The organism is Bradyrhizobium forestalis, from assembly GCF_002795245.1.
Taxonomy (GTDB): Bacteria; Pseudomonadota; Alphaproteobacteria; order Rhizobiales; family Xanthobacteraceae; genus Bradyrhizobium; species Bradyrhizobium forestalis.
In genome coordinates this window covers 412965-439453 of sequence record NZ_PGVG01000002.1, presented here as the reverse complement: position 1 = coordinate 439453, position 26489 = coordinate 412965, and the positions used below count along the sequence as shown (strand labels likewise).

Here is a 26489-nt window from a genome sequence, read left to right as displayed (position 1 = left end):
GGGCTCAACCGTTCTGGACCGGCTCGCGCGTCGGGCATGTGTAGCGCCCGGCGGTCGTCTCGCGCTTGATATTCCGGTTGAAGAACTGGCCCATCGACGGCGCGCCCAGGAGGCGTTCGACCGTCTCGGCCGTCACGCCGCAATAACGGTCATAGGTGCCATTGCTCGCGACAATCAGGTCCTGCCGCGCGCGATCGTAACAGACGCGCTGAAGCACCGTGCTGCGGGTAATGTCCCGGCATTCGAATGGCCCGAGATCGACGAGACTGTGTTCGGCCGTCTCGACCGTCTCCGACACGATCGGCGTAGCCGCGAGCTGTGCAATCAGAAGGACCAGGGCCCTGACCACGACCGTTGAAGCTCCGCATGAACTTGTTGATGGGCGGGGACGGCCGCCTCATCCAGCACTTGAAACACGGCGAGATGATACGTCACTGGACAGATCGGGCATAGTCGCGCTAACCAGCCGAAAACCAAGCGACTTCAATACATAACCAGACCTTCTTGACGAGTAAGATTGGCTTGATGAGCAAGATTGATCCCACCGCACGGGTCGCGGACGGCGCCGTGATCGGCGAGGGCACCGAGATCGGACCTTATTGCATCATTGGCCCGAACGTCGTGATCGGCGAGAACTGCAAGCTGATCGGACAAGTCACCGTCATCGGCCACACCACGCTCGGCGATGGTTGCGTGATCTCGCCGTTCGCAGTGCTCGGCGGCGCCCCGCAGGACCTCAGCTACAAGGGGGAGCCGACCCGGCTCGAGATCGGTTCTGGCTGCACCATCCGGGAAGGTGCGACGATGAACGTCGGCACGATCAAGGGTGGTGGGCTGACGCGCGTCGGCAGCGGCGGCTACTTCATGAACAACAGCCATGTCGGCCATGACTGCATGGTCGGCGACAACGTGATCTTCGCGACGTCGGCGACGCTCGGCGGTCACTGCGAGATCGGCGATGCCGTTTACATCGGCGGCCTGTCCGCGGTGCATCAGTTCACGCGCATCGGCCCCTATGTCATGGTCGGAGGCGTGTGCGGCGTGCGCGACGACGTCATCCCCTATGGGCTGGTCAACGGCCAATATGCGGTGCTGGAGAGTCTCAACCTGATCGGCATGAAGCGTCGCAAATTCACCAAGCAGCGGCTCGCGACCGTGCGCGCTTTCTACCAGAGGCTCTTCCACGGGCCCGGCACCTTTGCCGAGCGGCTGGAGGCGGTGCGGCCGCTTGCGGGCGAGGACCCCGCCATCGCCGAGATTCTCGACTTCATCGGCAAGGGCAAGCGCCCGCTCTGTCTCCCTGCCATTTCGAAGTGAACCTGGGATGGCCGCGGGCATGACATCGGCGGCTGCGGAGATCTCATCGCCGGTCGGTATCGTCGCCGGCGGCGGCGCCATGCCGTTCGCGGTTGCCGAGTCGCTCGTCGCGCGCGGCATCACGCCGGTGCTGTTTCCGCTGCGCGGGGCCTGCGATCCGGCGCGGGTGGAGCAGTTCCGCCACCGCTGGATCTCGGTCGGCCAGCTCGGCCGCGCGATGCGGCTGTTTCGCCAGGAGGGCTGCCGCGACCTGATCTTCATCGGCACCTTGGTGCGGCCCTCGCTGTCCGAGATCCGTTTCGACGTCAAGACGCTGCGCCTGCTCGGCAATGTCATCCGCGCCTTCCGCGGCGGCGACGATCATCTGCTGTCGGGGGTCGGGCGCATCCTCGAGCAGGACGGCTTCCGCATGGTCGGCATCAAGGATGTCGCACCGGATCTCCTGATGCCCGAGGGCTGCATCAGCCGCGCCTGGCCGAGCGACACCAGCAAGACCGACATCGAGCGCGGCCGGGCGGTGCTGACCGCGCTCGGTCCGTTCGACATTGGCCAGGCTGCGGTGGTTATCGACGGCCATGTGGTCGCGGTCGAGGACATCGAGGGCACCGACGCTCTGCTCGCGCGCGTCGCACGGCTGCGTGAGGAGGGTCGCATCCGTGCCGCCACGGGACGTGGCGTGCTGGTGAAGGCGCCGAAGAGCGGCCAGGATCTGCGCTTCGACCTGCCGACGATCGGCCCGCGCACGATCGAGGGCGTCGCGGCCGCCGGCCTTGCGGGCATCGCTGTCATCGCCGGCAACACCATCGCCGCCGAGCCGCAAGCGATGATCGCGTTTGCCGACGCAAAATATCTCTTCATCATCGGCCTGCCCGCGTGATGAAGGACCGAGATCCCAAGCGCAAGATCTTCCTGATCGCGACGGAGGAATCCGGCGACAGGCTCGGCAGCGCCTTGATGAAGGTGCTGCGCCAGCGCCTCGGTGACGGCGTAGAGTTCGTCGGTGTCGGCGGCCGCACCATGGCGCGCGAGGGCCTGGACTCGCTGTTTCCGATCGAGGAGCTCTCGATCGTCGGGTTTGCCGCGGTGGTGCAGCAACTGCCGAAGATCCTGCGGCTGATCCGAAAGACGGTTGACGCCGTGACCGAGGCCGCGCCCGACGCGCTCGTCATCATCGACAGCCCCGACTTCACCCACCGCGTCGCCCGCCGCGTGCGGGCTCGCAGTCCCGCGATCCCGATCGTCGACTACGTCTCGCCGCAGCTCTGGGCATGGCGGCCGGGACGGGCGCGGACCATGCTCGGTTATGTCGACCACGTGCTCGGCCTGCTGCCGTTCGAGCCGGAGGAATACCGCAAGCTCGGCGGGCCGCCATGCAGCTATGTCGGCCATCCCCTGATCGAGCAATTGGGCTCGCTGCGTCCGAGCGCGGAGGAGCAGAAGCGCCGCGACAGTGAGCCGCCGGTGCTCCTGGTGCTGCCCGGCAGCCGCCGCAGCGAGATCAGGCATCACCTCGAGGTGTTCGGCGCAACGCTGGGCCGCTTGCAGGCGGAGCGGCGCGCGTTCGAATTGATGCTGCCGACCATGCCGCACCTCGAAGCCACCATCCGCGAAGGCATCGCGCATTGGCCGGTCAAGCCTCACATCGTGATCGGCGAGAACGAGAAGCGTGCCGCCTTCCGCATCGCGCATGCCGCGCTGGCCAAATCCGGCACGGTGACGCTCGAGCTCGCACTGTCGGGGATTCCGATGGTGACGGCCTATCGCGTCGGCGCGATCGAGGCCTTCATCCTGCGCCGCGCCATCCGCGTCTCCTCGGTGATCCTCGCCAATCTCGTAATCGGCAAGGATGTCATTCCGGAGTATTTGCAGGAGGAGTGCACGCCTGAGAAGCTGGCGCCGGCGCTCTCCGCGCTGCTGACGGATTCGCCGCTCCGCCGGGAGCAGGTCGAGGCATTCGCCAAGCTCGATCAGATCATGTCGACCGGCAACAAATCGCCGAGCGTGCTCGCTGCCGACATCGTGCTCGCGACCATGCGCAAGGGCAGGCGGGCGAGCTAGGGCGAGTACTTCTAAATTCCGCTTGCGACAGCCCAGCGGAAGTCACCTGGCTTGGCCGCGATCGGCGGCTCATGGACCCGGAAGGGGCTTTTGGTCGGCGGCAGGTGACCGCTAAGCCCCGGGCTCGAACGCGAAGTGCGGAGCTGGCCACTTCTGGGCGCCACGCAACTCACCACCGACACCGAGCGCATCGCCAAGTGTTCTATTTCGGAGGGCTGGTCTGGCCGCCCGCACCCGTGGTTTGCTCACTTCCCGGTCGGCCCGGAGGATGCGCAGACGCGGCCGGCTTGTCTTGATCGGCCACGTATCCGGACTCTCCGGAGTTGCGGGTCTTGATCCCTTTGTCCGCATCACGCTGCATCTGCTCGTTGGGCTCGCCAGCCTTGAGCCCTTGGTCTACATCACGGTTCATCTCCTCCTTGGTCTGCTCACTGGGGGCGGCCTTTTGCTGTTGGGCCGTTGCTTGGAACGTAATTGCGCTTCCGGCAACTACAATCAACGCGAGAATAGCTGTTCGCATGGTTCTCCTCCACGGCATGCTCCGGCCCCTAAACGCGCGAACTTCACAAGGTTTCCTAGTTCCAATCGCTATTCTCGAAAGGCACGTCTTGCGATCAGCTGGGCTGCGCTCAAGCCGCCGATTGGCCCTCACCCTCGGTGAGCAACGCGGACCCAAGCGATTTTATGAGCACACGCCCTAGCCGAGGCCCGCGTCGACCCGGAAACACTGGCTGGTGATACGCTGGCTCTCGTCGGAGGCGAGGAACAGCGCCATGTTCGCGATGTCCTCGGGCGTCACCGCATCGGGAACGGCCTGGCGCGCGCGCATCTCGGCGATGAGCTGCTCGTCGGGATACCACATCCGGCGCTGGCGCTCGGTGATCACCATGCCCGGCGCAATCGCGTTGACGCGAATGCGCTTGGAGCCGACCGACCGCGCCAGCGAGTTGGTGAAGCCGACGATGGCTGCCTTCGCCGCGGCATAGACCGGCAGCGCCGGCGCGCCGCGCATCCATGCGATCGACGACATGTTGATGATCGAGCCGCCGCCGCGCGCCTGCATCTGCGGCACCACCGCTTGCGCCGCGAAGAAGACGTGCTTGAGATTGACGCCGATCATCCAGTCGAACTCGGCCGGCGTCACCTCGGAGAGAACCTGGCGCTGATCGTTGGCGGCGTTGTTGACGAGCACCGCGGCGTCACCAAACGAACGATGAACCTCTGCCATCGCGCTGCGCAAGGCATCGATGTCGAGGAGATCGCAGGGCGCGAACAGCGGCGCCGTCCCGCCCGCGGCCGCTATCTCCCTCACCAGCGCTTCGCCGGCGTCCGTCTCGATGTCGAAGAAGGCGACCCGGGCGCCCTGGGCCGCGAAGGCCCGGACGAAGGCGGCGCCGATGCCGCTCGCGCCTCCGGTGATCAACACCACGCGGCCTGCAAGGCCTGAATAGGTCGTCTTCGTCATGCGATCAGTCGCTCCGTCTCGGGGTCGAATAGGCAAATGCGGCGTGTGTCGAGCGCGAAGGCGGCGGAGGTGCCGGGCGCGGGGCGGATATCCGGCGAGATCCGCGCCATTGCGGGCTCACCTCCGAGCCGCAGCAGCACCATCGTCTCGGCACCGGTCGGCTCGACCAGCTCCACCGGCGCCTCGACGCGGACAGGCGCGTCGCTGGAGAACGTGCGGCTGCCCTCGGCAATGCATTCCGGCCTGATCCCGAACACCACCTCTCGCCCAACAAAAGGGGCTGCGGCGTCGTATCCCCTGAGGCGCAGACGAACCTCGTCGGGCCGCCCCGCGCCGACCACGACCACCGGCCCGTCACTCGCGGCCTCGAGCCGCGCCGGGATCGTGTTCATCGGCGGCGAGCCCATGAAGCGCGCCACGAACAGATTGGCGGGATAGCGGTACACGGTATCGGGGTCGGCGAATTGCTGCACGCTGCCTTGATGCATCACGGCGATCCGCGTCGCCATCGTCATCGCCTCGATCTGGTCGTGGGTGACATAGACAATGGTGGCGCCGATGCGCTGGTGCAGGCGCTTGATCTCCATCCGCATCTCGACGCGCAGCTTGGCATCGAGATTGGAGAGCGGCTCGTCGAACAGGAAGAGCAGGGGGTTGCGCACCAGCGCGCGCCCCATCGCCACGCGCTGGCGCTGGCCGCCGGACAGTTGCGACGGCTTGCGGCCGAGCAGCGGTTCGATCTGGAGCAGCTTGGCCACGTTCGCGACCGCCTTCTCCTGCTCAGCCTTGGCGACGCGTCGGCATTCCATGCCGAAGGTGATGTTCTGGCGCACCGTCATGGACGGATAGAGCGCGTAGGACTGGAACACCATGGCGATGTCGCGGTCCTTGGGCGCGACGTCGTTGACGACGCGTCCGCCGATCTCGACCGTTCCCGCACTCGGGTGGTCGAGCCCGGCGACGATATTGAGCAGCGTGGACTTGCCGCAGCCTGACGGTCCGACCAGCACGGTGAACTCGCCGCTCTCGATGTCGAGATCGATGCCCTTCAGCACCTCCAGATTGGCGTAGCGCTTGGACAGGGCGCGAATGCTCAGTGCTGCCATGATGGCCTCATCATTTCACGGCCCCGGCGGTGAGGCCGCGGACGAAGTACTTGCCGCCGAGGAGGTAGATCAACAGAGTGGGCAGCGCCGCGATGATCACCGCAGCGCTCTGTACGCCGTGCTGCGGGATATCCGCGACTGCGGCTGATAGTGCGATCAGAGCCGCCGTGACCGGCTGCTGCTGGCCGGTCGTGAATGTCACGCCATAGAGAAACTCGTTCCAGATATGCGTGAACTGCCAGATCACGGTGACGATCAGGATCGGACCCGAGAGCGGCAGGATGATGCGCCAGAAGATGCGAAAGAAGCCGGCGCCATCGATGCGCGCGGCCCTGATCAATTCATGGGGAATGGCGACATAATAGTTCCGGCAGAACAGCGTGGTGAAGGAGAGCCCCTGGATGGTGTGAATCAGCACGAGGCCCGTCAGCGTGTTGATGAGACCGATGTCCCGCAGCACGATGGTCCAGGGCAAGAGGCGCATCTGCTGGGGAAGGAACAGGCCAAGGGTCACGATGCCGTAGATCCAGTTGTCGCCGCGAAAGCGCCAGAGCGACACGGCGTAACCGGCGATCGCACCCAGCAGCGTCGAGAAGATCGTCGCGGGGATCGTGACGAGCGCGGAGTTCAGCATGTACGGCCGGATGCCGGCGCAGGTCTCGGCGACGCAGAAACCGCTCCAGGCTGCGGCGTAATTGCTCCAGGCCCATTGTTGCGGCCAGCCGATCATCGAGCCCTGCGCGATCTCCTCGTTGCTGCGGAGCGAGTTCAGCACCACAACGACCAGCGGCGCGAGCCAGGCCGCGGCGATCAGCGAAACGGCGAGATAGATCAAAATCCGGCTTGGTGCGAAGCTGCGGTCAGGCATGATTGGCCCGCCGTCGCTGGATATATCGCCACGCCGCATACGGCAGCAGCACCGCGAGAAGGATGAGCAGCATCAGCACCGCCGCCGCCGCGCCCCGGCCGAGCAGGCTGCGCTGGAACATCAGGTCGTAGACGACGAGCGCCGGCAGCTGGGTCGCGATTCCCGGGCCACCGTTGGTGAGCGCGCGCACGAGGTCGAAGGTCGAAATCGCGAACTGCAACTGGATCACGACGACAGTGATGGTGATCGGCCAAAGCGATGGCAGAATGATGCGCCGGTAGATTCGGACCGCTCCCGCGCCGTCGATCTGCGCGGCCTTGATGATGTCGGCGTCGACGGACCGAAGGCCGGCAAGGAAGAGCGCCATGGCGAAGCCGGAGGATTGCCAGATCGCGGCGATCACGATGGTCCAGATCGCCATGTCGCGGTCGATCAGCCAGTCGAACTTGAAGGAGGTCCAGCCGAGGTCGTGAACCAGCTTCTGGATCCCGAGGCCAGGATTGAGCAGCCAGCTCCAGACCGTGCCCGTGACCACGAAGGACACGGCAAGGGGGTAGAGGAAGATGGATCGCAGCACGTTCTCGGCCCGAATGCGCTGATCGAGCAGGATCGCAAGGATGAGGCCGGTCGCCGCGCTCAGCAGCACGAAAGCGCTGCCAAACAACAGCAGATTGTCGAAGGCGATCTGCCAGTTCCGCGATGCCGCGACCGCCGTGTAGTTGCGCAAGCCCACCCAGCCCGAGACCGGGACCAGAGTGGACGGCGTGAACGATATCCAGAGCGTCCACAGCGAGAACGACACGAGATGCGCGGCAGACAGCAGCAGCGGCACCCAGATCATCAGATATTCGGGCAGCCGGCGCACCAATTCGGTAGCCGCCGACCGCCCCGGTCTTGTTAGGACGGCACTGGTCAACGTGCGCCCTCGACGGCCTCGGCGAGGCGGGTGGCCGCTTGCTCGGGCTTGATCGTCTTGTTCTTCACGTACTCCGTGATCACGTCGATCATCGCCGCGGTCATTCCGTTTTCCTGCGCCATGTTGTGCGCAAGGCTCAGGACCGCCTGATTGCTGGCGATAGCGTCTTTCAAAGCTGCTGCGGTCCGCCGCTGACCGTCCGACCAGCCTTCGCCGGAAAGGTCGACATCGGTGCGCACGGGGATCGATCCCGTGATCTGCGAATACATCGTCTGGATCGCCGGATCCATGACGAGCTGGGCCATCAGCGTCTGGCCGGCTTGCAGGTCGGGCTCCTTGCGCTGCCAGAAGATGAACGCATCGGCATTCAAAAGGAATACCGGCTTGCTGTTGTCGCTGGGGCCCGGCGCAATCATGAAGTCCTCGAACTTGAAGCCGGCGTTGCGCAACACGCCCTGCGCCCAGCCGCCCATGATCATCATGCCCATGTCGCCGTCGACGAAGCGCTTCAGGTTGGTCGAAAAATGTTGGGCGCCGACGTTGGGGTCCATCCAGTCGGCGATCTTGCGCACTTGCGCGAACGCGGCCTTGATCTCGGGACCGTCAAGAGCCTTCTTGTCGAGATTCATGATGGCCGCGCGGTATGCGAGGGGACTGATGCCGGCCAAGGCGGCCTCGAATTTTTGCCCGTCGTCCGGACGGGTCCCACCGTTGGCGACGGGATAGGCGACGCCAGCCGCCTTCATCTTCTCGGCAAGGTCATTGAAGTCTGCCCAGGTGACGGGAACCTTGTCGGCCTTGGCCTTGTCCATCGCGCGCTTGGAGAGAAACAGCATGTTGGTGCTGTAGATCTGCAGCGGCAGTGCAATCCATTTGCCTGCCGGCTTGTGCAAGCGCGCAAGATCGGGAGCGACGACCTTCTCGTAACCGGCGGCTGCGACGACGGCGTCGAGATCGACGGTCGGGGCAATCTTCGACCAGGCTGCAATCTCGGGACCCTTGAGTTGCGAGCAGGCCGGCGGATCGCCGGCCATGATCTGCGCGCGCAACTTGTTCATCATCTCGGTGGTGAAGCCGGGGACGGGCGAGTGCTGCCAAACGCCGCCTTTCTCCTCGAACTTCTTGCCGAGCGCCGTGATGGCCGCCCCGTCGCTGCCCGCCGACCATTGCGAGATCGCGGTCAGGCGCGGCTTGACCGCGCCCTGCGCGCGGGCAAATGCCGGCAGCGCGAGTGCGGCAGCAGATCCAGCGAGCAGACGACGCCTTGTTGTTGTGATCGGCATGGCAGGTTCCTCCCGGTGTGAAGTACTTTGCGCAGTTCTTGACGCAGTTTTTTGGCGCATTCAGGCCGCGCGGCTCAGGGCATGTCAGGCAGCCTCCGTCGAGGTGGCGGGCATGCCGCCGCGGCTGGCGAGACAAAACGCGGCGAAGGCAAGGGCGGCCTGCGGATCGTTGCCGGTCGAGGGCGGCACGAAGGCGAGGGATACTTGCGCCAGTTTGCGTCCGCCCAGCAGGCAGGCGTCGATGCCATCGACCACCGCCTTCCGATCTTCTTCAGAGAGAAGCGACGGCCAGCCGCTGATCGCGACGCCTCCGCACGGCTTCACGTTCAGGGTGTTGCCGATCGCAAGGCCAAGCCGGAACAACCGCCGCCGCAACTCCTGGCGCACGCGCGCCGAGAGCGGGATCGTGTGGACCCATTCGTTGCCGAGCTGGAGCAACTCGGCGCCGGACACGCCGAGGAGCTCGGCCAGAGCAGGAAGCGAGGTATAGGCCTCGACGCAGCCGTGATGGCCGCAGCGGCAGCGCGGTCCATCAGGCCCGAACACCATGTGGCCGAGTTCGATCGGTTGCAGGGCATCGGCCTCGACCGGATCATCCATCCACGCGCCGGCAACGCCGTGGCTGACGAGGACGAACAGATGCGTATCGCTGAACGGATAGTTTTGCGTGCGGCAGCGGTGAAAGGTGGCGTGCGCCACCACAGAATTGGTGAATTCCAGCGGCACGCCGGCAAACATCTCGCCGATCATGCCACTGAGGCGCCCGACATCGCAGGGGATAATCGGATTGCCGGATACGGTGAGCCGGCCAAGGCCCGGAATGGAGACGCCGATCTGTGAGAGCGTGATGTGGCGGCGGCGTGTCCAATCGCGCAGCAATGTCATCACCTCGCCGAACACGCGGCCGACCGTTTCGACCGTGGGCGCCTTCGGCAATGGCAGACGCTCGGTGTAGTGCAGTTCGCCCGAGAGGCTACCGACGCCGACGCTGAGCCATTGCGCGGTCAGCTCGACGGCGGCGAGCGCCACCGAGCCGTCGAGTGCCACCAGACCGGTCGGGCCGCCGACGTAAGGGGCAGGGCGCCGCACTTCCTCGATCAGGCCCTCGGCCTTCAGGTCGAACAGGATGCGCGACAGGCTCGCTTCCGACAGGCGCACGGCCTTCGCCAGCGGCGGACGAAATGAGCCGCCCGACTGGAGCAAGTGAGTCAAAATGGCAGCGCGCGTCTGCCGCCGACTTCTCGGCCGCTCCGGCATTTCCATCCCTGTCGTCATTCTTACTTAGTGTAAGAATTTGCGCGCGAAGCGTTTCGGCTGTCAAGCGGTGGCCGGCGCGATGTTCCAACTTGTTGTTGTGCACGGCAGCACGGTTGGCGGTGCAACCGCCAAGGAAATCGGTGGGCAGCTGCGCTTTGCCCATCCGACGGGGTCCCCGCAAACAAAAACGGCGCCATCATGAGATGGCGCCGTTTCGAAAGCTGGACCGTTGCGCTTAGCGCTTGTCGATCGGCACGTAGTCGCGCTTGGCGACGCCGGTATAGAGCTGGCGCGGGCGGCCGATCTTCTGATGCGGATCCTCGATCATCTCGCTCCACTGGCTGATCCAGCCGACGGTGCGGGCGACCGCGAACAGCACGGTGAACATCGAGACCGGGAAGCCCATCGCCTTCAGCGTGATGCCCGAATAGAAGTCGACGTTCGGGTAGAGCTTGCGATCGATGAAGTACTGGTCGCTGAGCGCGATCTTCTCGAGCTCCATCGCCACGTTCAGCATCGGATCGTTGCCATGGCCGGTCTCCTCGAGCACGGCGTGACACATCTTCTGCATGATCTTGGCGCGCGGATCGTAGTTCTTGTAGACGCGATGACCGAAGCCCATCAGGCGGACTTCAGAGTTCTTGTCCTTCACCTTGGCGATGAACTCGGGGATCTTGTCGACCGTACCGATCTCGTAGAGCATGTTGAGCGCGGCTTCGTTGGCGCCGCCGTGCGCCGGGCCCCACAGGCAGGCGATGCCCGCCGCGATGCAGGCGAACGGGTTGGCGCCCGAGGAGCCGGCGATGCGGACCGTCGAGGTCGAGGCGTTCTGCTCGTGGTCGGCGTGCAGGATGAAGATCTTCTCCAGCGCGTCGGCGAGAACCGGGCTGACCTTGTAATCCTCGCAGGGTACGGCGAAGCACATGTTCAGGAAGTTCTCGGCAAAGCGCAGCGAGTTCTTCGGATAAACGAAGGGCTGGCCGACGGTGTACTTGTAGGCCATCGCGGCCAGCGTCGGGATCTTGGCGATCATGCGCATGGAGGCGACCATGCGCTGCTTGGGATCGTTGATGTCAGTCGAGTCGTGATAGAACGCGGCCAGCGCGCCGACGGCCGCCACCATGATCGCCATCGGATGGGCATCGCGACGGAAGCCCTGGAAGAAGCGGGCCATCTGCTCGTGCACCATCGTGTGATGGGTCACGCGATAGTCGAAATCCTTCTTCTGCGCGGCGGTCGGCAGGTTCCCGTAGAGCAGGAGATAGCAGGTCTCCAGGAAGTCACCGTGCTCGGCGAGCTGCTCGATCGGGTAGCCGCGGTATTCCAGCACGCCCGCATCGCCGTCGATATAGGTGATCTTGGACTGGCAGCTCGCGGTCGAGGTGAAGCCCGGATCGTATGTGAAAAGGCCGGACTGGGCGTAGAGCTTGCCGATATCGACGACATCAGGCCCGATGCTGCCGCTGAGGATCGGGAGATCGTAATTCTTGTTTCCGACCGTCAGCGTCGCGGTCTTTGAGCTTGGTTTTGCGTCCATCAGAGGTCCCCGATGTGTGGTGAAACGGGCCGGAGCCGGAGGCCCCTAGGGAGATCATGGGGGCAGGCCGGATGTTCCAGAATGTACGGGGGAGATGGGTATATTATTGCTATGTGCGCTGCAAGATCGCCGCACGCATGGTCGACTTACGTCGTAGACTGATCCTTAAGCCGGGCGAGGCTTTCCTGGCGGCCCAGGACGTCCAAAACCTCAAATATGCCAGGCGATGTCGTCCGCCCGGTGAGCGCCGCCCGCAAGGGCTGGGCGACCGCGCCGAGCTTGAGACTATTTTCCTCGGCAAAGGCGCGCAGCGCGGCCTCGGTGCTGGTGCCGCTCCACGTCTCGGCTTTCTCCAGCGCGGAATGAAGCTGGCCGATCAGCTTGCGGTTCTCGGGTGTCAGCAACCCCTGCGCCTTGGGATCGAGCGTCAGGGGCCGGTCGGCGAAGATGAAATGGGCGCCATCGATCAGCTCGATCAGCGTCTTGGCGCGCTCCTTCAGCGCCGGCATGGCCTTGAGGAGCTGCGAGCGCGTGGCGTCGTTTAATTTGGCCTTAATCTCGTCGCGGCTCGGCACGATGTGGTCGAGCACGTCCTCGAACATCTTCACGAGCGATTGATCGTCGGCGTGGCGGATGTAGTGGCCGTTGAGGTTTTCCAGCTTGGCGAAATCGAAGCGGGCGGCAGCGCGGCCGACGCTGGCGAGGTCGAACGCCGCGATCATCTCCTCGGTCGAGAAGATCTCCTGGTCGCCATGGCTCCAGCCGAGCCGGACCAGATAGTTGCGCAGCGCGGCCGGGAGGTACCCCATGGCGCGGTAGGCATCGACGCCCAGCGCGCCGTGCCGCTTCGACAGCTTCGAGCCGTCCGGGCCGTGGATCAGCGGAATGTGGGACATGCTCGGCAGCGCCCAGCCCATCGCGTCGTAGATCTGCTTCTGGCGCGCAGCATTGATCAGATGGTCGTCGCCGCGGATCACATGGGTGACGCCCATGTCGTGGTCGTCGACGACCACCGCGAGCATATAGGTCGGGTTGCCATCGCCGCGCAGCAGGACGAGATCGTCGAGGTTCTCGTTCTGCCAGACCACGCGGCCCTGGACCTGGTCCTCGATCACGGTCTCGCCGGTCTGCGGCGCGCGCAGGCGGATGGTGGGCTTGACGTCGCTCGGAGCCGTGGCCGGGTCGCGGTCGCGCCACATGCCGTCATAGAGGCGGGTGCGCCCTCCCGCGCGCGCCTTCTCGCGCATGGCGGCGAGCTCCTCGGCCGTGGCGTAGCAGCGGTAGGCCTTGCCGTCGGCGAGCAACTGCTCGGCGACCTCGCGATGGCGGGCGGCACGGGCGAACTGGTAGATGACCTCGCCGTCCCAGCCGAGCTCGAGCCACTTCAATCCGTCGAGGATGGCGCCTATCGCAGCCTCCGTGGAGCGTTCCCGGTCGGTGTCCTCGATCCGGAGCAGCATCTTGCCGCCGTGCTTCTTCGCATAGAGCCAGTTGAACAGCGCCGTGCGGGCGCCCCCGATATGGAGGAAGCCGGTCGGCGAGGGGGCGAAGCGGGTGACGACGGAATCGGTCATTCTTGGCAGGGCCTATGCATTGGAGGCGGTGGTGTATAGCAGGACCGGAGCATAACTAAAGCCCGACCGCGGACGGCTGAAGGTCGTACTTAAGCCCTTGGCGCGGCCACGCGAATTTGGCAGAAGAACCGCTGATTTCCCTACAGGATTTTCGTAATGACAGAACCGGTGGCAGCTGAGGTTGGGCGCGATTTCATTCGTGACATCATCCAGGCCGACCTCGATCAGGGCAAATACAAGGAGATCGTGACCCGGTTCCCGCCGGAGCCGAACGGCTATTTGCATATCGGTCACGCCAAGTCGATCGCACTCAACTTCGGCATCGCCCAGGAGTTTCCGGGCCGCTGCCACCTGCGTTTCGACGACACCAACCCGGTCAAGGAGGAGCAGGAGTATATCGATTCCATCCAGGCGGACGTGCGCTGGCTCGGCTTCGACTGGGGCAAGAACCTGTTCTTTGCCTCGGATTATTTCGACCGCCTCTACGAATGGGCGGAGCAGCTGATCCGCGACGGCCTTGCCTATGTCGACGACCAGACCCAGGAGGAGATCCGCCTCTCGCGCGGCACGCTGACCGAGCCCGGCAAGCACTCGCCGTTCCGCGATCGCAGCGTGGAGGAGAACCTCGACCTGTTCCGCCGCATGAAGGCGGGCGAATTCCCCAACGGTGCGCGCGTGCTGCGGGCCAAGATCGACATGGCTGCGGGCAACATCAACCTGCGCGACCCCGTGCTGTATCGCATCCTGCATGCGCACCATCCGCGCACCGGCAACGCATGGTGCATCTATCCGAGCTACGACTATGCCCACGGCCAGTCGGACGCCATTGAAGGCATCACGCATTCGATCTGCACGCTGGAGTTCGAGGACCACCGGCCGCTCTACGACTGGTTCATCGAGAAGCTGCCGGTGCCCTCACAGCCGCATCAGTACGAGTTCGCGCGGCTCAACCTGACCTACACGCTGCTGTCCAAGCGCGTGCTGACGCAGCTGGTCCGCGACGGCCATGTCGCGGGCTGGGACGATCCACGCATGCCGACCATGGCGGGGATGCGCCGCCGCGGCGTGCCGCCGGCCGCTCTTCGCGAGTTCGTCAAGCGCATCGGCGTGGCGAAAGCCAACAGCGTGGTCGACGTCGGCATGCTCGAGTTCTGCATCCGCGAGGAGTTGAACCGCACGGCGCAGCGGCGCATGGCGGTGCTGAAGCCGCTGAAAGTGGTGATCGAGAACTATCCGGAAGGGCAGACCGAGGAGCTCGAGGCGATCAACCACCCGGACGATCCGTCGGCCGGCACGCGCAAGATCACGTTCGGCCGCGAGCTCTATATCGAGCAAGACGACTTCATGGAGAACCCGCCGAAGAAGTTCTTCCGCCTGTCGCCGGGCAATGAGGTGCGGCTGCGCTATGCCTATTTCGTCAAGTGCACCGGCGTGATCAAGGACGACAAGGGCGAAGTGGTGGAGCTGCGCTGCACCTACGATCCCGCGACCAGGGGCGGCAACGCGCCCGACGGCCGCAAGGTCAAGGCGACCATGCACTGGCTGCCGGCGGCGGCATCGAAGCCGGCTGAGATCCGCATCTACAACCAGCTCTTCTCGAACCCGAGCCCGGATGCCTCGAACTTTGCGGCCGATCTCAATCCGCAGTCGCTGGAGATCCTGGCTGATGCCCGGGTCGAGGCATCGGTCGCGGAAAGCAATTCGATGGAGCCGATGCAGTTCGAGCGCCAGGGCTATTTCGTGCGCGACAAGGATTCGACGCCGGGCAAGCCGGTATTCTCGCGGACCATCGGCCTGCGCGACACGTTCGCGAAGGAAGTCGCGAAGGCGTGAGCTTGGACATGGGCAACGAAGCCGACGCCATCGTTTCCGCCATCATCGCGAAATGGTGCGCCGGCTTCGCCAGCCTCGACGCGGCGGCGCTTGCCTCGCTGTATTCGAAAGACGCGTTCTTTTTCGGCTCCAACCCAAAGCTCTATCGCGGGCGCGATGGCGTTGCGGTCTATTTCAACGACCTGCCGCGCTGGCGCGCTCCGAGCGCCGTGTTTTCCGAGGTGAGGGTGGCGCCGGCCGGCCCTGACATCCTCAACATGGCCGCCATCATCTCATTCGATCTCGCCGGCGAACGCCCGCCGCTCGAGGTCAAGATGAGCTGGGTCATCATCCGCGAGGACGGCGACTGGAAGATCGCCAATCACCATGCCTCGTCACTGGAGCCGTTGATCTAGCCGATTTTGCGCCTACCGCCTGTCCCACCACGTTTCGTGACCCATTGTCGTCATTCACGGGAACGCGGACTCATGCGCTCAAGCCATGCGGTGAGCCTTGATCTTTCCCGGACCAAGCCGTTCTGGTTGAAGTGGTGAACACAAAAATGCGCCCATGAATCTTCGAACGCCATCTCCATATCACCCGTGATCGAGGTCGTACCCAGCCCGATCTCGGCATAGGTAAACTCGAAACTGCCACTGGGCCGCGCCAGCGCAATGTGGAATGGTTGACCGTTAAATTCGTTGATCATCGGCCTGCCGATGCTTCGCATGATCCCGGGTATATCTACGCTGGCGGTTCTGAGCTCCAAGTCCGCTTCAAGATGAATCGGCAGGAACAATGTCTCGCAACGGTCAGAGCATGTCGAGGCGAATACGGAGAAGAGATTGCTCAATGGTTCGCATGCGCCGCCCGAAATGATCGCCTCAAGCGCGATCCGTTGAGCTTCATCCGCACGCTCGTCGATGACTATCTGGCGCCGGCCGCTTCCGTCCTTGATTTCGCCGGGCCATTTGTACAGCGCCGCCCAGTTCAGGCCTGCGATCGGGGTACCGTCGAAGTGGCCTTCAACAACGTTGCCAACGAAAGCCGACTGACAATAGCCGTGGGTACTCGGCAAATTGAACTGGCAACCACAATTCATAGCGCAATTGCAGTTATCGTAAGTCTCGCTCTTGAATAGCCATTGATCAGCCATCCCTCCGGTCCTCCCAAAATGCGACACGATTTGTCGATGTGAGAGGCAGCTCTTCACGATGAGCACCTCGATGTGGCCATCGTGGCTGCTTCATCCTCTCGAATGGGGCCGTCTCTGACCGGCTGCGTCTGCGGCCAAGCTCCGCCCTACGCGCGCTTCGCTCAGGGGACGCGCTCCTACCTTGGGTACGGAATAGACGAAAGCCTAGCAGGGTTGGCATGTGACTTCAACGGGGACCCGGATTCCGGTTATGGCTTTCGAATGGTGCGACGAATGCCGCGCTCCTGTCGACAGAGCTGCATGTTAGGCCGCCTGAAGTGATTGCAAGCAGCACGGGTGGCCGGTTTCGTTCCTTACCGCGATGGCCCCACCCGATATTTGCTCGTGTAGTGCTTGCCGAGAAGCTTGCGGGTCTGATCGGCCAGCCGCTTGTTGCCAGTCGCCGGCGGCTTGGCGTGGCGCGTCTGCGGCTTTGGCCAATCCGTTCCTGATCTCTGCTTTCTTGGCGCGCGCATAGCCGCAGACCACGTTGCGACATATCTAAGGGACAATCTCAACCGGGCTGCCGGTCGAAAGGCCAAGATCGCGGTCGGCACGGCCTTGGTTGACGGCGATTTCGGCGAGCCCGTTCGAATTCTCGTACCAGAAGGCTGAGCCTGGCGGCCGATCGCTGAAGGTTCTCTCGCGCTCCAATATGTGACCCGCCAAGGCAAGCCTGGCGTTGGGCGGGAGCACGGCGGCTCTCAATCCAGTCATAGCATTGCCGAAGTGGTCGACGTAAACGATCTCGCAGAGGTCGTCGGGCCAGTCTGCGCGGCGATCCCTGTCATCCGCTCGCGGCTGGCCGGGCGGGGGCTCGCCGCGCGCCAGCATGGCTGCGACCGGTGCGAAGAGGTCGCGCCCGTGAAAGCTGGCCGAGAGGCGCTCCGGCCTCCAGTCGATGTCCCAACTGCGCGTCCTTGTGGCACGGCGCTGGACCAGCTCAAACAAGCCGTTGCCGGGGCCGACATACCACCGGCCGTCGGCCTCGAGCACAATGGCCGGGCGCGTCCCGCCGACGCCGGGATCAACGACGCAGAGAAAGACTGTTTCCGGCGGAAACCAGGCCGCATAAGCCGCCAGGAGGTACGCCGACGCCTTGGGATTGCCCATGGGCGCATCCGTGAAGAGGTCGAAAGCGGGTATGCTAGGCGCCATCTGGTGCAGCACGGCCTTCATCTGGCCCGTATAGGGGCCGTGCAATCCGAAATCCGTGAACAGAACAATCATGCCAGCTGCTCCACGCTATGACGGCGCCGCCGCCCGGGCCGCTTCGTGGAACCGGCGGACTCGATCCAGGTCCTTGGCATGCGATCCGTCCTGATCCGTTCTCGTCTTGGAATCAACACCGGCTGGACGGACGGTTCGGATCGCTTCTGCGACGTTATCCGGTCCGAGGCCGCCGGCAAGGACAACAGGAACAGGGGCGAGGTCCACGATCCGGCGGCTGATGCCCCAGTCGTGCGTCACGCCGAGCGCGCCGATCTGCTTGTCCGTGGGCCGATAGCTGTCGAGAAGCAGAAAGTCTGCAATGCCAACGTAGCTGCGGGCAATCGCGACGCTCTCCTCGCCGAACACCGGTATGCTTCTCATCACGACGATCCCGGGCAACATGCGTTTGAGCGAAGCAACGTCTTGCGGGGAAAGCAGCTCGGCGCTGGCTCCCAAATGGACGATCGAGGGGGTGAGGTCGCGCGCCCATGATGCAATCAAGGAGAGATCGCAGGTCAGAAACAGTGCTGAGAACTTCGATGGCGGTACAATCGCCCCGCCGATTTCGGAAGCTGCCGAGATCGGCAACTCGCGCGGAAATCGGCCGTCTCCGACGAGCACGCCGATATGATCGACACCAATGGCTGAAACAGCGGACGCCTCTTCGATGGTGGAGATTTCATAAACCTGGGTCAGCATGGGGCATAGCTCCCGCGGCGGACATTGAGCATAAGATATCCGAAGGCGGCGTTTGGAAAAGCCTCAGCGTGCTCGCCCAGAGCGGACATTGCGTCGGTTTCAAGCCTCTCGTTTCTTGACGAAGCCAAAATACAAACAGAGCAAGAAGAGAACAAAATGGACGATGGATCGGCCACCGCTGATCTGAGGCGTTTCGACGAAACCTGTCCCCAATAAAGGCACCGAAACATCGGCGAGATAAAGATAGAACAAAATGCCCGATGACACGAAGAACGCGCCTGCCGCTAGGGTCGGGAACGGCTTCAGCCCAGCGCCCGCTTCTGGCGGCCCTTGGCTGCCATCGTGACCATCGAAGATTAGGTCAGCTGCCGGGCGGGAAGCAGTCCCCGCTGCGCTGGCACGCCAATTTGATCGGGGAGTGCTTGTTACGAGGGCCAGGTCATTGCCTCTGCGCGACGCACGCAAGCTGCTGTTCGGATTCAAAAATGACCTTCGTTCCGAACGGCCGGCATTCCCTATCCAGGGTTTGCCGGATCCATTCAATGTCGCGCCGCGATGGAATGGAGAGACGAAAGTTCTTGATCTGCATGGGAACCAGTCTGAGCGCATGGAGGCTTCCGCTGGTTGGATCCAGGTCGGCGAAATACATCAACGCCAGGTCGTCGCGGTAGCACTCGTAACCACGGATCCCCTCATAGTCGTTTAGAAAATCACCGCAGCCATAGAGTATGAGGCGGTCTCGATAGATTTCGATCGCTCTCGGATGATGCGAAGAATGCCCGTGAACGATCGACACGCCTGCTTGGTCGATCAGGGAGTGGGCAAAAATCCTTTGCTCATCGGGAATGTGATATCCCCAATTGGATCCCCAATGGATCGACACCACTGTGAGATCGCCCGGCCTTCTGGCCGCCATGACCTGGTCAGCGACCTCGAACGCGCTCGCACTGCTGAGGTCAGGTAGCAGGTTGACGCCCGGAGTGTCTGACGCCGCAGCCCACTTGAACGGGATTCCGCTCGATGTCGATCCGAACGCAAAGATCAGGAGCCGGGCGCCGTCAAGGTTGAGCACTGCGGGTGCGCGCGCCTCCAGATCATTGCGGCCTGCGCCCGCCGCCCTGATGTTGAGCTTCTGCAAAATCGTCAGCGTCTCTACCAGGCCGGCGCGGCCATAATCGAGGACATGGTTGTTGGCCAATAGGCAGCAGTCGATTCCCGCAGCCGCGAGACAGTCTGCGTTCTGGGGGCTCATGCGGTAGTTGATGCCCTTGGTCGCGCGGTCGTTGCTGCCCGTGACAGCCGTTTCGAGATTGATGATCCGCGCGTCCGGCTGCATGGACTCCAATTGGTCCAGCCCAGCGCCCCAGACGTAGGACGATCCATTGCACCGCGGAATAGGCCCGTTCGCCTGCTCGGCGAGCAGCACATAGCCCGTCGCCGATCGCATGTAATCTTCGTAAATCTCGGGGCTACAGGGGTGTGCCAGCACCTGGTCGATGCCGCGGCCGCACATGACATCTCCGCATAGGAAGAGCCGCACCGGTTTCCGATACCCAGCTGGCAGATGTCGCTCCTTGGACATGACTTTCCTCTCAGGTCCTGCCGCTCAGGTCTTTGCGTCAGGCGCGAGATGCGCCGAAGGCCGCCATCACCTCGGCCAGCATCCGCTCCTGTTCTCCCGCATAGCGCGGGGAGAAGTGAAAAGGCTCGACGCGGCGTACATTGGCTTGCCGCGCGATTTCTCCGGCAGCCGTGGTTGTAAGATGGGCACGCTCCCTCGCCAATACCGAGTCTGCCCCCGCAAACGTCGCCTCGATGAAGAGGATGTCTGCGTTCTGAATCAGCGCCGCGATCGCGGCACGATTGGCCGGCGTGTCGGCGGCATCGGTTACATAGGCAATTTTCTGGCCGGCAGTGACCGTCAGGAGATCGCGCAGGCTCGCGAGCGGAACGAGGCGATCCGACGGTGCCGCTTCGTCGATACGGATCAAGTGATCGTCGGCGCGACGCTCGACGACGGCCTTCTTGAGGGAGTGCAGCCAGGGACCGACGGGCAGTCCGCGTTCCAACAGCCGGTTCTTCCATACGTTGACATGGGCCGCCTCCTGCAGCGCGAACGCGAGGCAGGGCGTGCCATGTTCGAGGATCGCGGCTGACACGCGATGGGTCGGCTCATCGCAGAGTACACCGGCAAAGGTCTTGCGAGACACTGATGCCTCTGCTGCGAAAGCCTTCCTCAGTCGGAACCGCGTGGTGGATATGGAATCTGTCGTGCCGAGTTCGCTGACGTCGAAAACAAGATCGCATGGATATTTCTCGACCAGGTTCCAGCGATAGGCCTGAAGCTTGTGAAAGACGCGCTCAGCAAAGCCGGACGGACCGAAGAGCTGCACCGATTTCTCGTGGCCGATGAGCAAACGAAGCAGATGGTCGAAACCAACGAAGTGATCGAGATGGGCATGCGAGACAAAGACCTGGTCGACGCGCCGTATCCTCCGCGGCGACAGTGAAGCAATCTCTCCGATATCGAACAGCAGACTTCGCCTTTCGAATAGCGTCTCCACATAGACTGTTGGGTCGCCGTAGCGACCGTTGACCAGGCTCGGATGGAAGATCGGCCGCATGGCGAACTATTCCGCTGCAATAGCGCCCGATGGATTTCCTCCATTTAGACAAGGTCGACGGATTCCGCACCGGGCAAGATCGAGCTAGAATACCCCAATCGGATCGAGGAGAGAGCCATGAAACTCGTTTCAAGCGCCTTCGCCGATGGTGCCGCAATTCCGCGACGGTTTACCTGTGATGGCGAAAATCTTTCGCCGCCTCTGCAATGGAGCGACGCGCCGGAGGGGGCGCGGAGTCTTGTCCTGCTCTGCGACGATCCCGATGCGCCCGCCGGCAAATGGCATCATTGGGCAGTCTACGACATTCCGCCGGCGGTCACGGAATTTGCGATCAACGCCGTGCAGAACGCCAGAATGAAGCAAGCCGTCAACGATTTTCGGAAGGTGGGCTATGGCGGCCCGTGTCCGCCGCATGGCCATGGGCCTCATCATTATCATTTCCGACTGCTTGCCCTCTCGATGGAGGGCCTGCCGGCAAAGGCCAATGCATCCTGCGCCGACATCGAGCGAGAGGCGCGCAAGCACGTGATCGCGGAAGCGACCCTCGTCGGTTGGTATGAGAGGTAGGCGAAAGAATGCCCTAGATGTCGTAATACAAATGGAACTCGTAAGGATGCGGTCGCAGCCGGATCGGGTCGACCTCCTTCTTGCGCTTGTAGTCGAGCCAGGTTTCGATCACGTCGGCGGTGAAGACATCGCCTCGCTGGAGGAATGCGTGGTCGCGCTCGAGCGCATCAAGTGCCTGATCCAGCGATCCCGGCGTCGACTTCACCTCCTTCGCCTCCGCAGGCGGGAGGTCATACAGGTTCTTGTCGATCGGGCTGCCCGGATCGATCCGGTTGTCAATGCCGTCGAGGCCGGCCATCAGCATCGCGGCAAAGGCCAGATAGGGATTGCAGGATGGATCTGGCGTACGAAACTCGACGCGCTTTGCGCGTGGGTTTGGCGAATACATCGGAATCCGGCAGCAGGCTGAGCGATTGCGCTGGGAATAGACCAGGTTGATCGGCGCTTCATAGCCCGGAACCAGACGCCGATAGGAGTTCGTGGTGGGGGCGCAAAGCGCGCACAATGCCCAGGCATGACTCAATAGCCCGCCGATATAGTAGCGGCCGAGCTGGCTCAACTCGGCGTAGTCACCTTTGTCGTAGAACAGATTGGTCTCGCCATTCCACAGCGATTGGTGAACGTGCATGCCCGAAGCGTTGTCCTCGAACAGCGGCTTCGGCATGAATGTCGCGGTCTTGCCGTGCTGGTGCGCGGTGTTCTTCACCACGTATTTGTAGATCATCAGATTGTCGGCCATGCGGGTGAGGGTGGTAAAGCGCATATCGATCTCGTTTTGGCCGCCGGTCGCGACCTCATGGTGATGGGCTTCGATCTGGATCTCCAGAGCTTCCATCGTCAGCACCATTTCGGTGCGCAGCGCCTGCATGCTGTCGGTCGGCGGAACGGGGAAGTATCCCTCCTTCGGGCGCGGTTTGTGGCCCAGATTCGGTGCTTCCTCCGTGCCGGTGTTCCAGCTGCCTTCGCTGGAGTCGATTTCGTGCATGGCGTAGTTGATGCCCTGTCCGTAACGTACGTCGTCGAAGACGAAGAACTCCGCTTCCGGGCCGAAGTAGCTCGTATCGGCGCGCCCGGTGCCCTTGAGGTAGGTTTCGGCTTTCTGGGCGATGTAGCGGGCATCCCGGCTATAGGATTGGCCGGTCACCGGGTCTCTGATGTTACAGATGAGGACCAGGGTCTTTGCCTGGCTATAGGGGTCGACGAAGGCCGTCGCCGGATCTGCGACAACCAGCATGTCGCTTTCCTGGATCTCCTGGAAGCCGCGGATCGATGAGCCATCGAATCCAATGCCCTCAGTGAGGGCGTCGGCATTCACCGCGCTTGGCGGCACGGAAAAATGTTGCCACACCCCCGGCAGGTCAGTGAACCGCAAATCGATCATCTGGACGTCGTCGTCCTTGATCGCCTTCACGAGGTCTTCGGCTGTCGCACATTTTGGAAACATGGCTCGCTCCCAGCATCGTGGAGATACTTGCGGGTCGCGTTGCCGTTCAGCCGCAGCCGAACGGCCTGCGACGGATTGTGGTCCACACTCTGTGTTGCCGCCCCTCCAGCCTCAATCCGGCATGGCGGCATTTTCGGTCAGGCGCCGGCTGCTTCAGCTTTGGTGAGGCCCGCGCATCATCTTCATGGCGTCTTCGATATGCCGCCAGGTCTTGGCGAGCTCGAGCTCGCCCTTCTGCTCGAGATCGATGGCGTTCTGGGCGGCTTCCGCAATGGCCTTGGGGCCATGTGCTTCCAGCAACTGCCGCGCATAGTCGTGGATTTCCATTTCTCGCATGGCGTCATCTCCCTCTTGTCCCGGGCGCGAACTGGGTGGGCCGGGAACGGTAGACATTGACACCTGTCAAGCTCCGACAATCTGCATCCTGGTGCGCCGCACTCGCAAGGGCCTTTCCAGGGCATTGGCGGCCAGGATTGATCGCCGGCGCGGCAACACAACGCGGGCCGGAGGGATGATTCTTCAACGGTGCGCCCCATATGAATAACAGAGGGGAGGTGAGCATTATGCGCATCCAACATTGGCAGGACGCTGCGAGCCTGTTGGTGGGCGTGTGGCTGGTCCTGTCGTCCTTCGTCCTCGGCTTGTCCGGGGCAGCCGTCTGGTTCACCATCGCGCTCGGGCTCGGCGTCATGCTGTTTGCCGTAGAAGGCTTTGTCATCCCATCCTACCTGGAAGAGTGGGGCGAAATGCTGCTGGGCCTGGCGCTGTTGCTGGCGCCTTGGACCGTCGGCTATGAGTCCGCATCGGCCACGGCGAGCAGCGCATTGTCTGGCATATTGGTGATCTTGTTCGCTGGCTGGGAATTGATGACCGATCGCGACTTCACCGCTTGGTGGGACGATTACTGGCATCACCGGCCCGGCTGAGAAGAGACGTCGCCGGCTTTTCTCCGACCGCCATCGGCTGGCGGTCGGAGGAGAGATGATTATGTCACTAAGCGGCTCTGGGTTCGACACCATCACTTCATCGACAAGAGCCTCGTCGCCGACGTCGAAGGCAACAAGGTCCCGCCTGTCGGCCAAGGCGTGGGTGGCGGTGACGATGGAAGAGGAAAAGTAGGGCTCGCCCGACCTCGTTCCTGATTTGTGCCGCTATTCGCACATCAGCACGTTCCGGTAGCCTCCGCACCCGTCGCGTATCGTAAGGTGCAGGGGAATGGCGGAGCCGGGGCGGCAAGTACGCTCCCAGGGAGTTGCCGGGACGTGGCCGGTCGGCCGCGCCGCTCCGGCTGGCGGCTTTGCGCCGGCGGGCTTTGGCATCTGGCCGGCAATCGTCGAAACGCTGCGCGAATGGGCGCGCGCCGAGGCCGGGCCTGGTCGGCTGTTGCCGTGGGTGCCGGTCGCCTTCGGCGGCGGCATCGCCCTTTATTTCGCTGCCGATCATGAGCCGGTGCTGTGGGTGGTCGTTGCGACCGCCGCCGTTCTCGCGCTTGGCGCCGTGCTGTTGCGACGGAGCCGGCTGTTCGCCCCCGCGATCATGATCGCGGCAGTCGCGGCCGGTTTTGCCATAGCGACCTGGAAGACGGCGCGCGTCGCTCACCCCGTGCTGGCCAAGCCACTCTATTCGGTGTCGCTGTCGGGCTTCGTGGAAGCGCGCGACATCCGCGAGCGCACCGATCGTTTCGTGCTGCGCGTCAGCGCGATGGAGGCGCAGCGCAGCGACGTCAAGCTCGAGCGCGTCCGCCTCTCGGTGCGCAAAGGCACGGCGCCGGAGGTCGGCAGCTTCGTGCAATTGAAGGCGCGGCTGTTGCCGCCGATCTCGCCGGTGCGCCCCGGCAGCTATGATTTCTCGCGCGACATGTTCTTCCAGGGCATCGGTGCCTCCGGTTTCGTGATGGGCGCGATCACGGCTTCAGTGCCGCCGGATGCCGGCGGCTTGCGGCTGCGCTACGCGGCCTTCATGCAGGGCCTGCGCGATGCGATCGACGCGCGCATCCGCTCAACGCTCGAAGGTGACAATCGCGCGATCGCGACCGCGCTGCTCACGGGGCGGCGCGATGCGATCACCGCACCTGTCAACGACGCGATGTTCGTCTCGGGGCTCGGCCATGTGCTGTCGATCTCCGGCTACCACATGGCGGTCGTGGCCGGCGTCGTCTTCTTCGCGGTGCGCGCGCTGCTGGCGCTGATCCCGGGGCTCGCAGCCGGCTTTGCGATCAAGAAATGGTCGGCGGCCGCCGCGCTGGTCGCGGCTGCGTTCTACCTGCTGCTTTCGGGCGCTGAGGTCGCAACGCAGAGATCGTTCTTCATGACGGCGGTGGTGCTGATCGCCGTGATGGTGGACCGCCGCGCCATCACTTTCCGGACGCTGGCGGTGGCCGCGCTGATCGTGCTCGCGGTCGCGCCCGAGGCGTTGGTGCATCCGAGCTTCCAAATGTCCTTCGCCGCGACGCTCGGGCTGGTGGCGCTGGTGCAGATCGGCATGCCGAACCTGCTCGCATCGCCTGATCATTCCGCGACGGCGCGGATCGCGCTGTGGGGCGGCCGCGAGATCGCGATGCTGTTCCTGGCCTCGTTGATCGCGGGGCTTGCGACCACGCCCTATGCCGCCTTCCACTTCCATCGCGTGACGCCATACGGCGTGCTCGCCAATCTCGGCGCGATGCCGGTGGTCTCGGCGCTGGTGATGCCGGCGGGGTTGTTGGGACTGCTCGCGGCTCCCTTCGGGCTCGACGGCGTGTTCTGGGGACTGATGGGGATCGGCATCGACTGGATGGTCGCGGTCTCGCGCTGGGTGGCGGCTCTGCCGGGCGCAGTTGGCCGCATTCCGGCGTTCGGGATCGCGCCGCTGGTCGTGGCCAGCCTCGGGATCATCGTGATGGGCTTGTTGCGCACGCCCTTGCGCTGGTCGGGTGGCCTGGTGCTGCTTGCAGCGCTCCTCTGGGGGCTGTCGGTGCGGCAGCCCGATATCCTGATTGCCGGGGATGGCGCGAGCGTCGCGGTCCGAGGCGGGGATGGGCGCCTGCATGTGATCCGCGCGAGCAAGGATGGCTTTCTGCTGGGGGAGTGGTGGGCCGCCGATGCCGATCCGCGCGATGCCGGCAACGCCTCGTTGGCGAGCGGCGTGTCATGTGACGAGTCCGGCTGCGTGGCGCCGCTTGCGGACGGACGACTGGTCGCGCTTTCTCTACGCATCGACGCGCTGGCTGATGATTGCAGCCGCGCCGCATTGGTGGTGACGGCGCGGCCCGCGCCGCCCGATTGCGCGGCGATGGTGGTCGATCGGCCGCGTCTTGCCAGTCAGGGCGCGCTGGCTCTGACGCTGAACGGGAAGGGTTTCTCGGTACAGGCGGTGAGGGCCAGAGGCACGAGCCGCCCCTGGCTGCCGGCCGGCGCCGGCGAGGGGGATTTCGACGGCAGCCTTGCGCCGAAGACGGCCGTGCCCCGCAACCGGGACGCAACGCCGTCGGAGGCCGACCTGCAGGCTGACGATTGAGGATAATGCGAGGGATGCCGGTCCGACGGGATTCCGTAGGACGCAAACCATACCATCTCG

Annotated in this window: 25 protein-coding genes and 1 pseudogene; 9 read left to right on the top strand and 17 right to left on the bottom strand. The window is 63.8% G+C overall.

All coding sequences use genetic code 11. The features are described 5' to 3' along the window. Positions 1 to 4: 4 nt before the first annotated feature. Positions 5 to 349, bottom strand: coding sequence for a KTSC domain-containing protein (locus CVM73_RS04455; RefSeq protein ID WP_100230767.1), 345 nt, complete (start codon positions 347 to 349; stop codon positions 5 to 7). Positions 350 to 525: 176 nt separating this feature from the next. On the opposite strand from CVM73_RS04455, the gene lpxA reads away from it, so the two are divergent. From lpxA to lpxB, 3 genes are read left to right on the top strand one after another with little or no spacing between them, the layout of a single operon-like run. After that, positions 526 to 1317, top strand: a complete 792-nt coding sequence (gene lpxA / locus CVM73_RS04450) for an acyl-ACP--UDP-N-acetylglucosamine O-acyltransferase (RefSeq protein WP_100230766.1) — start codon at positions 526 to 528, stop codon at positions 1315 to 1317. Positions 1318 to 1336: 19 nt separating this feature from the next. After that, on the top strand, positions 1337 to 2194 hold the full coding sequence (locus CVM73_RS04445; protein WP_158237538.1) for an LpxI family protein: 858 nt from the start codon (positions 1337 to 1339) through the stop codon (positions 2192 to 2194). Further along, complete coding sequence (gene lpxB / locus CVM73_RS04440; protein WP_100230764.1) at positions 2191 to 3375, top strand: lipid-A-disaccharide synthase; 1185 nt, start codon at positions 2191 to 2193, stop codon at positions 3373 to 3375. The genes CVM73_RS04445 and lpxB overlap by 4 nt, the downstream gene beginning before the upstream one ends. Positions 3376 to 3577: 202 nt before the next feature. Here lpxB and CVM73_RS04435 read toward each other — a convergent pair whose 3' ends face one another. The 9 genes from CVM73_RS04435 to gltX form a co-directional block, all read right to left on the bottom strand. Next, complete coding sequence (locus CVM73_RS04435) at positions 3578 to 3895, bottom strand: hypothetical protein (RefSeq protein ID WP_100230763.1); 318 nt, start codon at positions 3893 to 3895, stop codon at positions 3578 to 3580. 177 nt (positions 3896 to 4072) lie between these two features. After that, positions 4073 to 4840 (bottom strand): SDR family NAD(P)-dependent oxidoreductase, encoded by a 768-nt coding sequence (locus CVM73_RS04430; protein ID WP_100230762.1) that lies wholly within the window; start codon positions 4838 to 4840, stop codon positions 4073 to 4075. After that, positions 4837 to 5946 (bottom strand): ABC transporter ATP-binding protein, encoded by a 1110-nt coding sequence (locus CVM73_RS04425; RefSeq protein WP_100230761.1) that lies wholly within the window; start codon positions 5944 to 5946, stop codon positions 4837 to 4839. Before CVM73_RS04425 ends, CVM73_RS04430 begins: the two co-directional genes overlap by 4 nt. A gap of 10 nt (positions 5947 to 5956) precedes the next feature. After that, the gene (locus tag CVM73_RS04420; RefSeq protein WP_167406615.1) at positions 5957 to 6814 is read right to left on the bottom strand and encodes a carbohydrate ABC transporter permease; all 858 of its coding nucleotides are present in this window, start codon (positions 6812 to 6814) and stop codon (positions 5957 to 5959) included. Further along, complete coding sequence (locus tag CVM73_RS04415; RefSeq protein WP_167406614.1) at positions 6807 to 7730, bottom strand: carbohydrate ABC transporter permease; 924 nt, start codon at positions 7728 to 7730, stop codon at positions 6807 to 6809. Before CVM73_RS04415 ends, CVM73_RS04420 begins: the two co-directional genes overlap by 8 nt. Next, positions 7727 to 9013: an ABC transporter substrate-binding protein gene (locus CVM73_RS04410; RefSeq protein WP_100230758.1), complete on the bottom strand. Its 1287-nt coding sequence runs from the start codon at positions 9011 to 9013 to the stop codon at positions 7727 to 7729. The genes CVM73_RS04415 and CVM73_RS04410 overlap by 4 nt, the downstream gene beginning before the upstream one ends. Positions 9014 to 9097: 84 nt before the next feature. Further along, entirely contained in the window at positions 9098 to 10276 is a 1179-nt protein-coding gene (locus CVM73_RS04405) for an ROK family transcriptional regulator (RefSeq protein ID WP_208639167.1), read from the bottom strand. A 229-nt stretch (positions 10277 to 10505) separates the two neighbouring features. Continuing rightward, a complete protein-coding gene (gltA, locus tag CVM73_RS04400; protein ID WP_100230756.1) occupies positions 10506 to 11807 on the bottom strand; it encodes a citrate synthase in 1302 nt (433 codons plus the stop codon). 146 nt (positions 11808 to 11953) lie between these two features. Next, a complete protein-coding gene (gltX, locus tag CVM73_RS04395) occupies positions 11954 to 13381 on the bottom strand; it encodes a glutamate--tRNA ligase (RefSeq protein ID WP_100230755.1) in 1428 nt (475 codons plus the stop codon). A gap of 156 nt (positions 13382 to 13537) precedes the next feature. Between gltX and CVM73_RS04390 the strand changes: the two genes are divergently transcribed. Continuing rightward, entirely contained in the window at positions 13538 to 15214 is a 1677-nt protein-coding gene (locus CVM73_RS04390; protein ID WP_100230754.1) for a glutamine--tRNA ligase/YqeY domain fusion protein, read from the top strand. Between the two features lie 8 nt (positions 15215 to 15222). Continuing rightward, the gene (locus CVM73_RS04385) at positions 15223 to 15609 is read left to right on the top strand and encodes an SgcJ/EcaC family oxidoreductase (RefSeq protein WP_100230815.1); all 387 of its coding nucleotides are present in this window, start codon (positions 15223 to 15225) and stop codon (positions 15607 to 15609) included. 50 nt (positions 15610 to 15659) lie between these two features. Here CVM73_RS04385 and CVM73_RS04380 read toward each other — a convergent pair whose 3' ends face one another. From CVM73_RS04380 to CVM73_RS04355, 5 genes are all read right to left on the bottom strand, one after another. Next, positions 15660 to 16349, bottom strand: coding sequence for a DUF1326 domain-containing protein (locus CVM73_RS04380; protein WP_100230753.1), 690 nt, complete (start codon positions 16347 to 16349; stop codon positions 15660 to 15662). Positions 16350 to 16889: 540 nt separating this feature from the next. Then, the gene (locus CVM73_RS04375) at positions 16890 to 17618 is read right to left on the bottom strand and encodes an SAM hydrolase/SAM-dependent halogenase family protein (protein WP_100230752.1); all 729 of its coding nucleotides are present in this window, start codon (positions 17616 to 17618) and stop codon (positions 16890 to 16892) included. A gap of 15 nt (positions 17619 to 17633) precedes the next feature. After that, positions 17634 to 18299, bottom strand: coding sequence for a phosphoribosylanthranilate isomerase (locus CVM73_RS04370; protein WP_100230751.1), 666 nt, complete (start codon positions 18297 to 18299; stop codon positions 17634 to 17636). A gap of 439 nt (positions 18300 to 18738) precedes the next feature. Beyond that, a complete protein-coding gene (locus CVM73_RS04360) occupies positions 18739 to 19881 on the bottom strand; it encodes a CapA family protein (RefSeq protein ID WP_100230750.1) in 1143 nt (380 codons plus the stop codon). A 37-nt stretch (positions 19882 to 19918) separates the two neighbouring features. After that, positions 19919 to 20923, bottom strand: a complete 1005-nt coding sequence (locus CVM73_RS04355; protein WP_100230749.1) for a ribonuclease Z — start codon at positions 20921 to 20923, stop codon at positions 19919 to 19921. 117 nt (positions 20924 to 21040) lie between these two features. Between CVM73_RS04355 and CVM73_RS04350 the strand changes: the two genes are divergently transcribed. Further along, positions 21041 to 21490 carry a YbhB/YbcL family Raf kinase inhibitor-like protein gene (locus tag CVM73_RS04350; RefSeq protein WP_100230748.1) on the top strand — a complete coding sequence of 150 codons (450 nt, stop codon included), beginning with the start codon at positions 21041 to 21043 and terminating at the stop codon, positions 21488 to 21490. 13 nt (positions 21491 to 21503) lie between these two features. On the opposite strand, the gene glnA is transcribed toward CVM73_RS04350, so the two are convergent. Next, a complete protein-coding gene (gene glnA / locus CVM73_RS04345; protein ID WP_100230747.1) occupies positions 21504 to 22934 on the bottom strand; it encodes a type I glutamate--ammonia ligase in 1431 nt (476 codons plus the stop codon). Positions 22935 to 23087: 153 nt separating this feature from the next. Then, complete coding sequence (locus CVM73_RS04340) at positions 23088 to 23270, bottom strand: hypothetical protein (protein ID WP_026311880.1); 183 nt, start codon at positions 23268 to 23270, stop codon at positions 23088 to 23090. 227 nt (positions 23271 to 23497) lie between these two features. On the opposite strand from CVM73_RS04340, the gene CVM73_RS04335 reads away from it, so the two are divergent. The 3 genes and pseudogenes from CVM73_RS04335 (at position 23498) to CVM73_RS04330 (ending at position 26429) form a co-directional block, all read left to right on the top strand. Further along, positions 23498 to 23860 carry an SPW repeat domain-containing protein gene (locus tag CVM73_RS04335; RefSeq protein WP_167406613.1) on the top strand — a complete coding sequence of 121 codons (363 nt, stop codon included), beginning with the start codon at positions 23498 to 23500 and terminating at the stop codon, positions 23858 to 23860. An 87-nt stretch (positions 23861 to 23947) separates the two neighbouring features. After that, positions 23948 to 24053, top strand: a pseudogene (locus CVM73_RS41605) (DUF2171 domain-containing protein); the annotation flags it as partial. Positions 24054 to 24149: 96 nt separating this feature from the next. After that, positions 24150 to 26429 (top strand): ComEC/Rec2 family competence protein, encoded by a 2280-nt coding sequence (locus CVM73_RS04330; RefSeq protein WP_100230745.1) that lies wholly within the window; start codon positions 24150 to 24152, stop codon positions 26427 to 26429. The last annotated feature ends 60 nt before the right edge of the window (positions 26430 to 26489 follow it).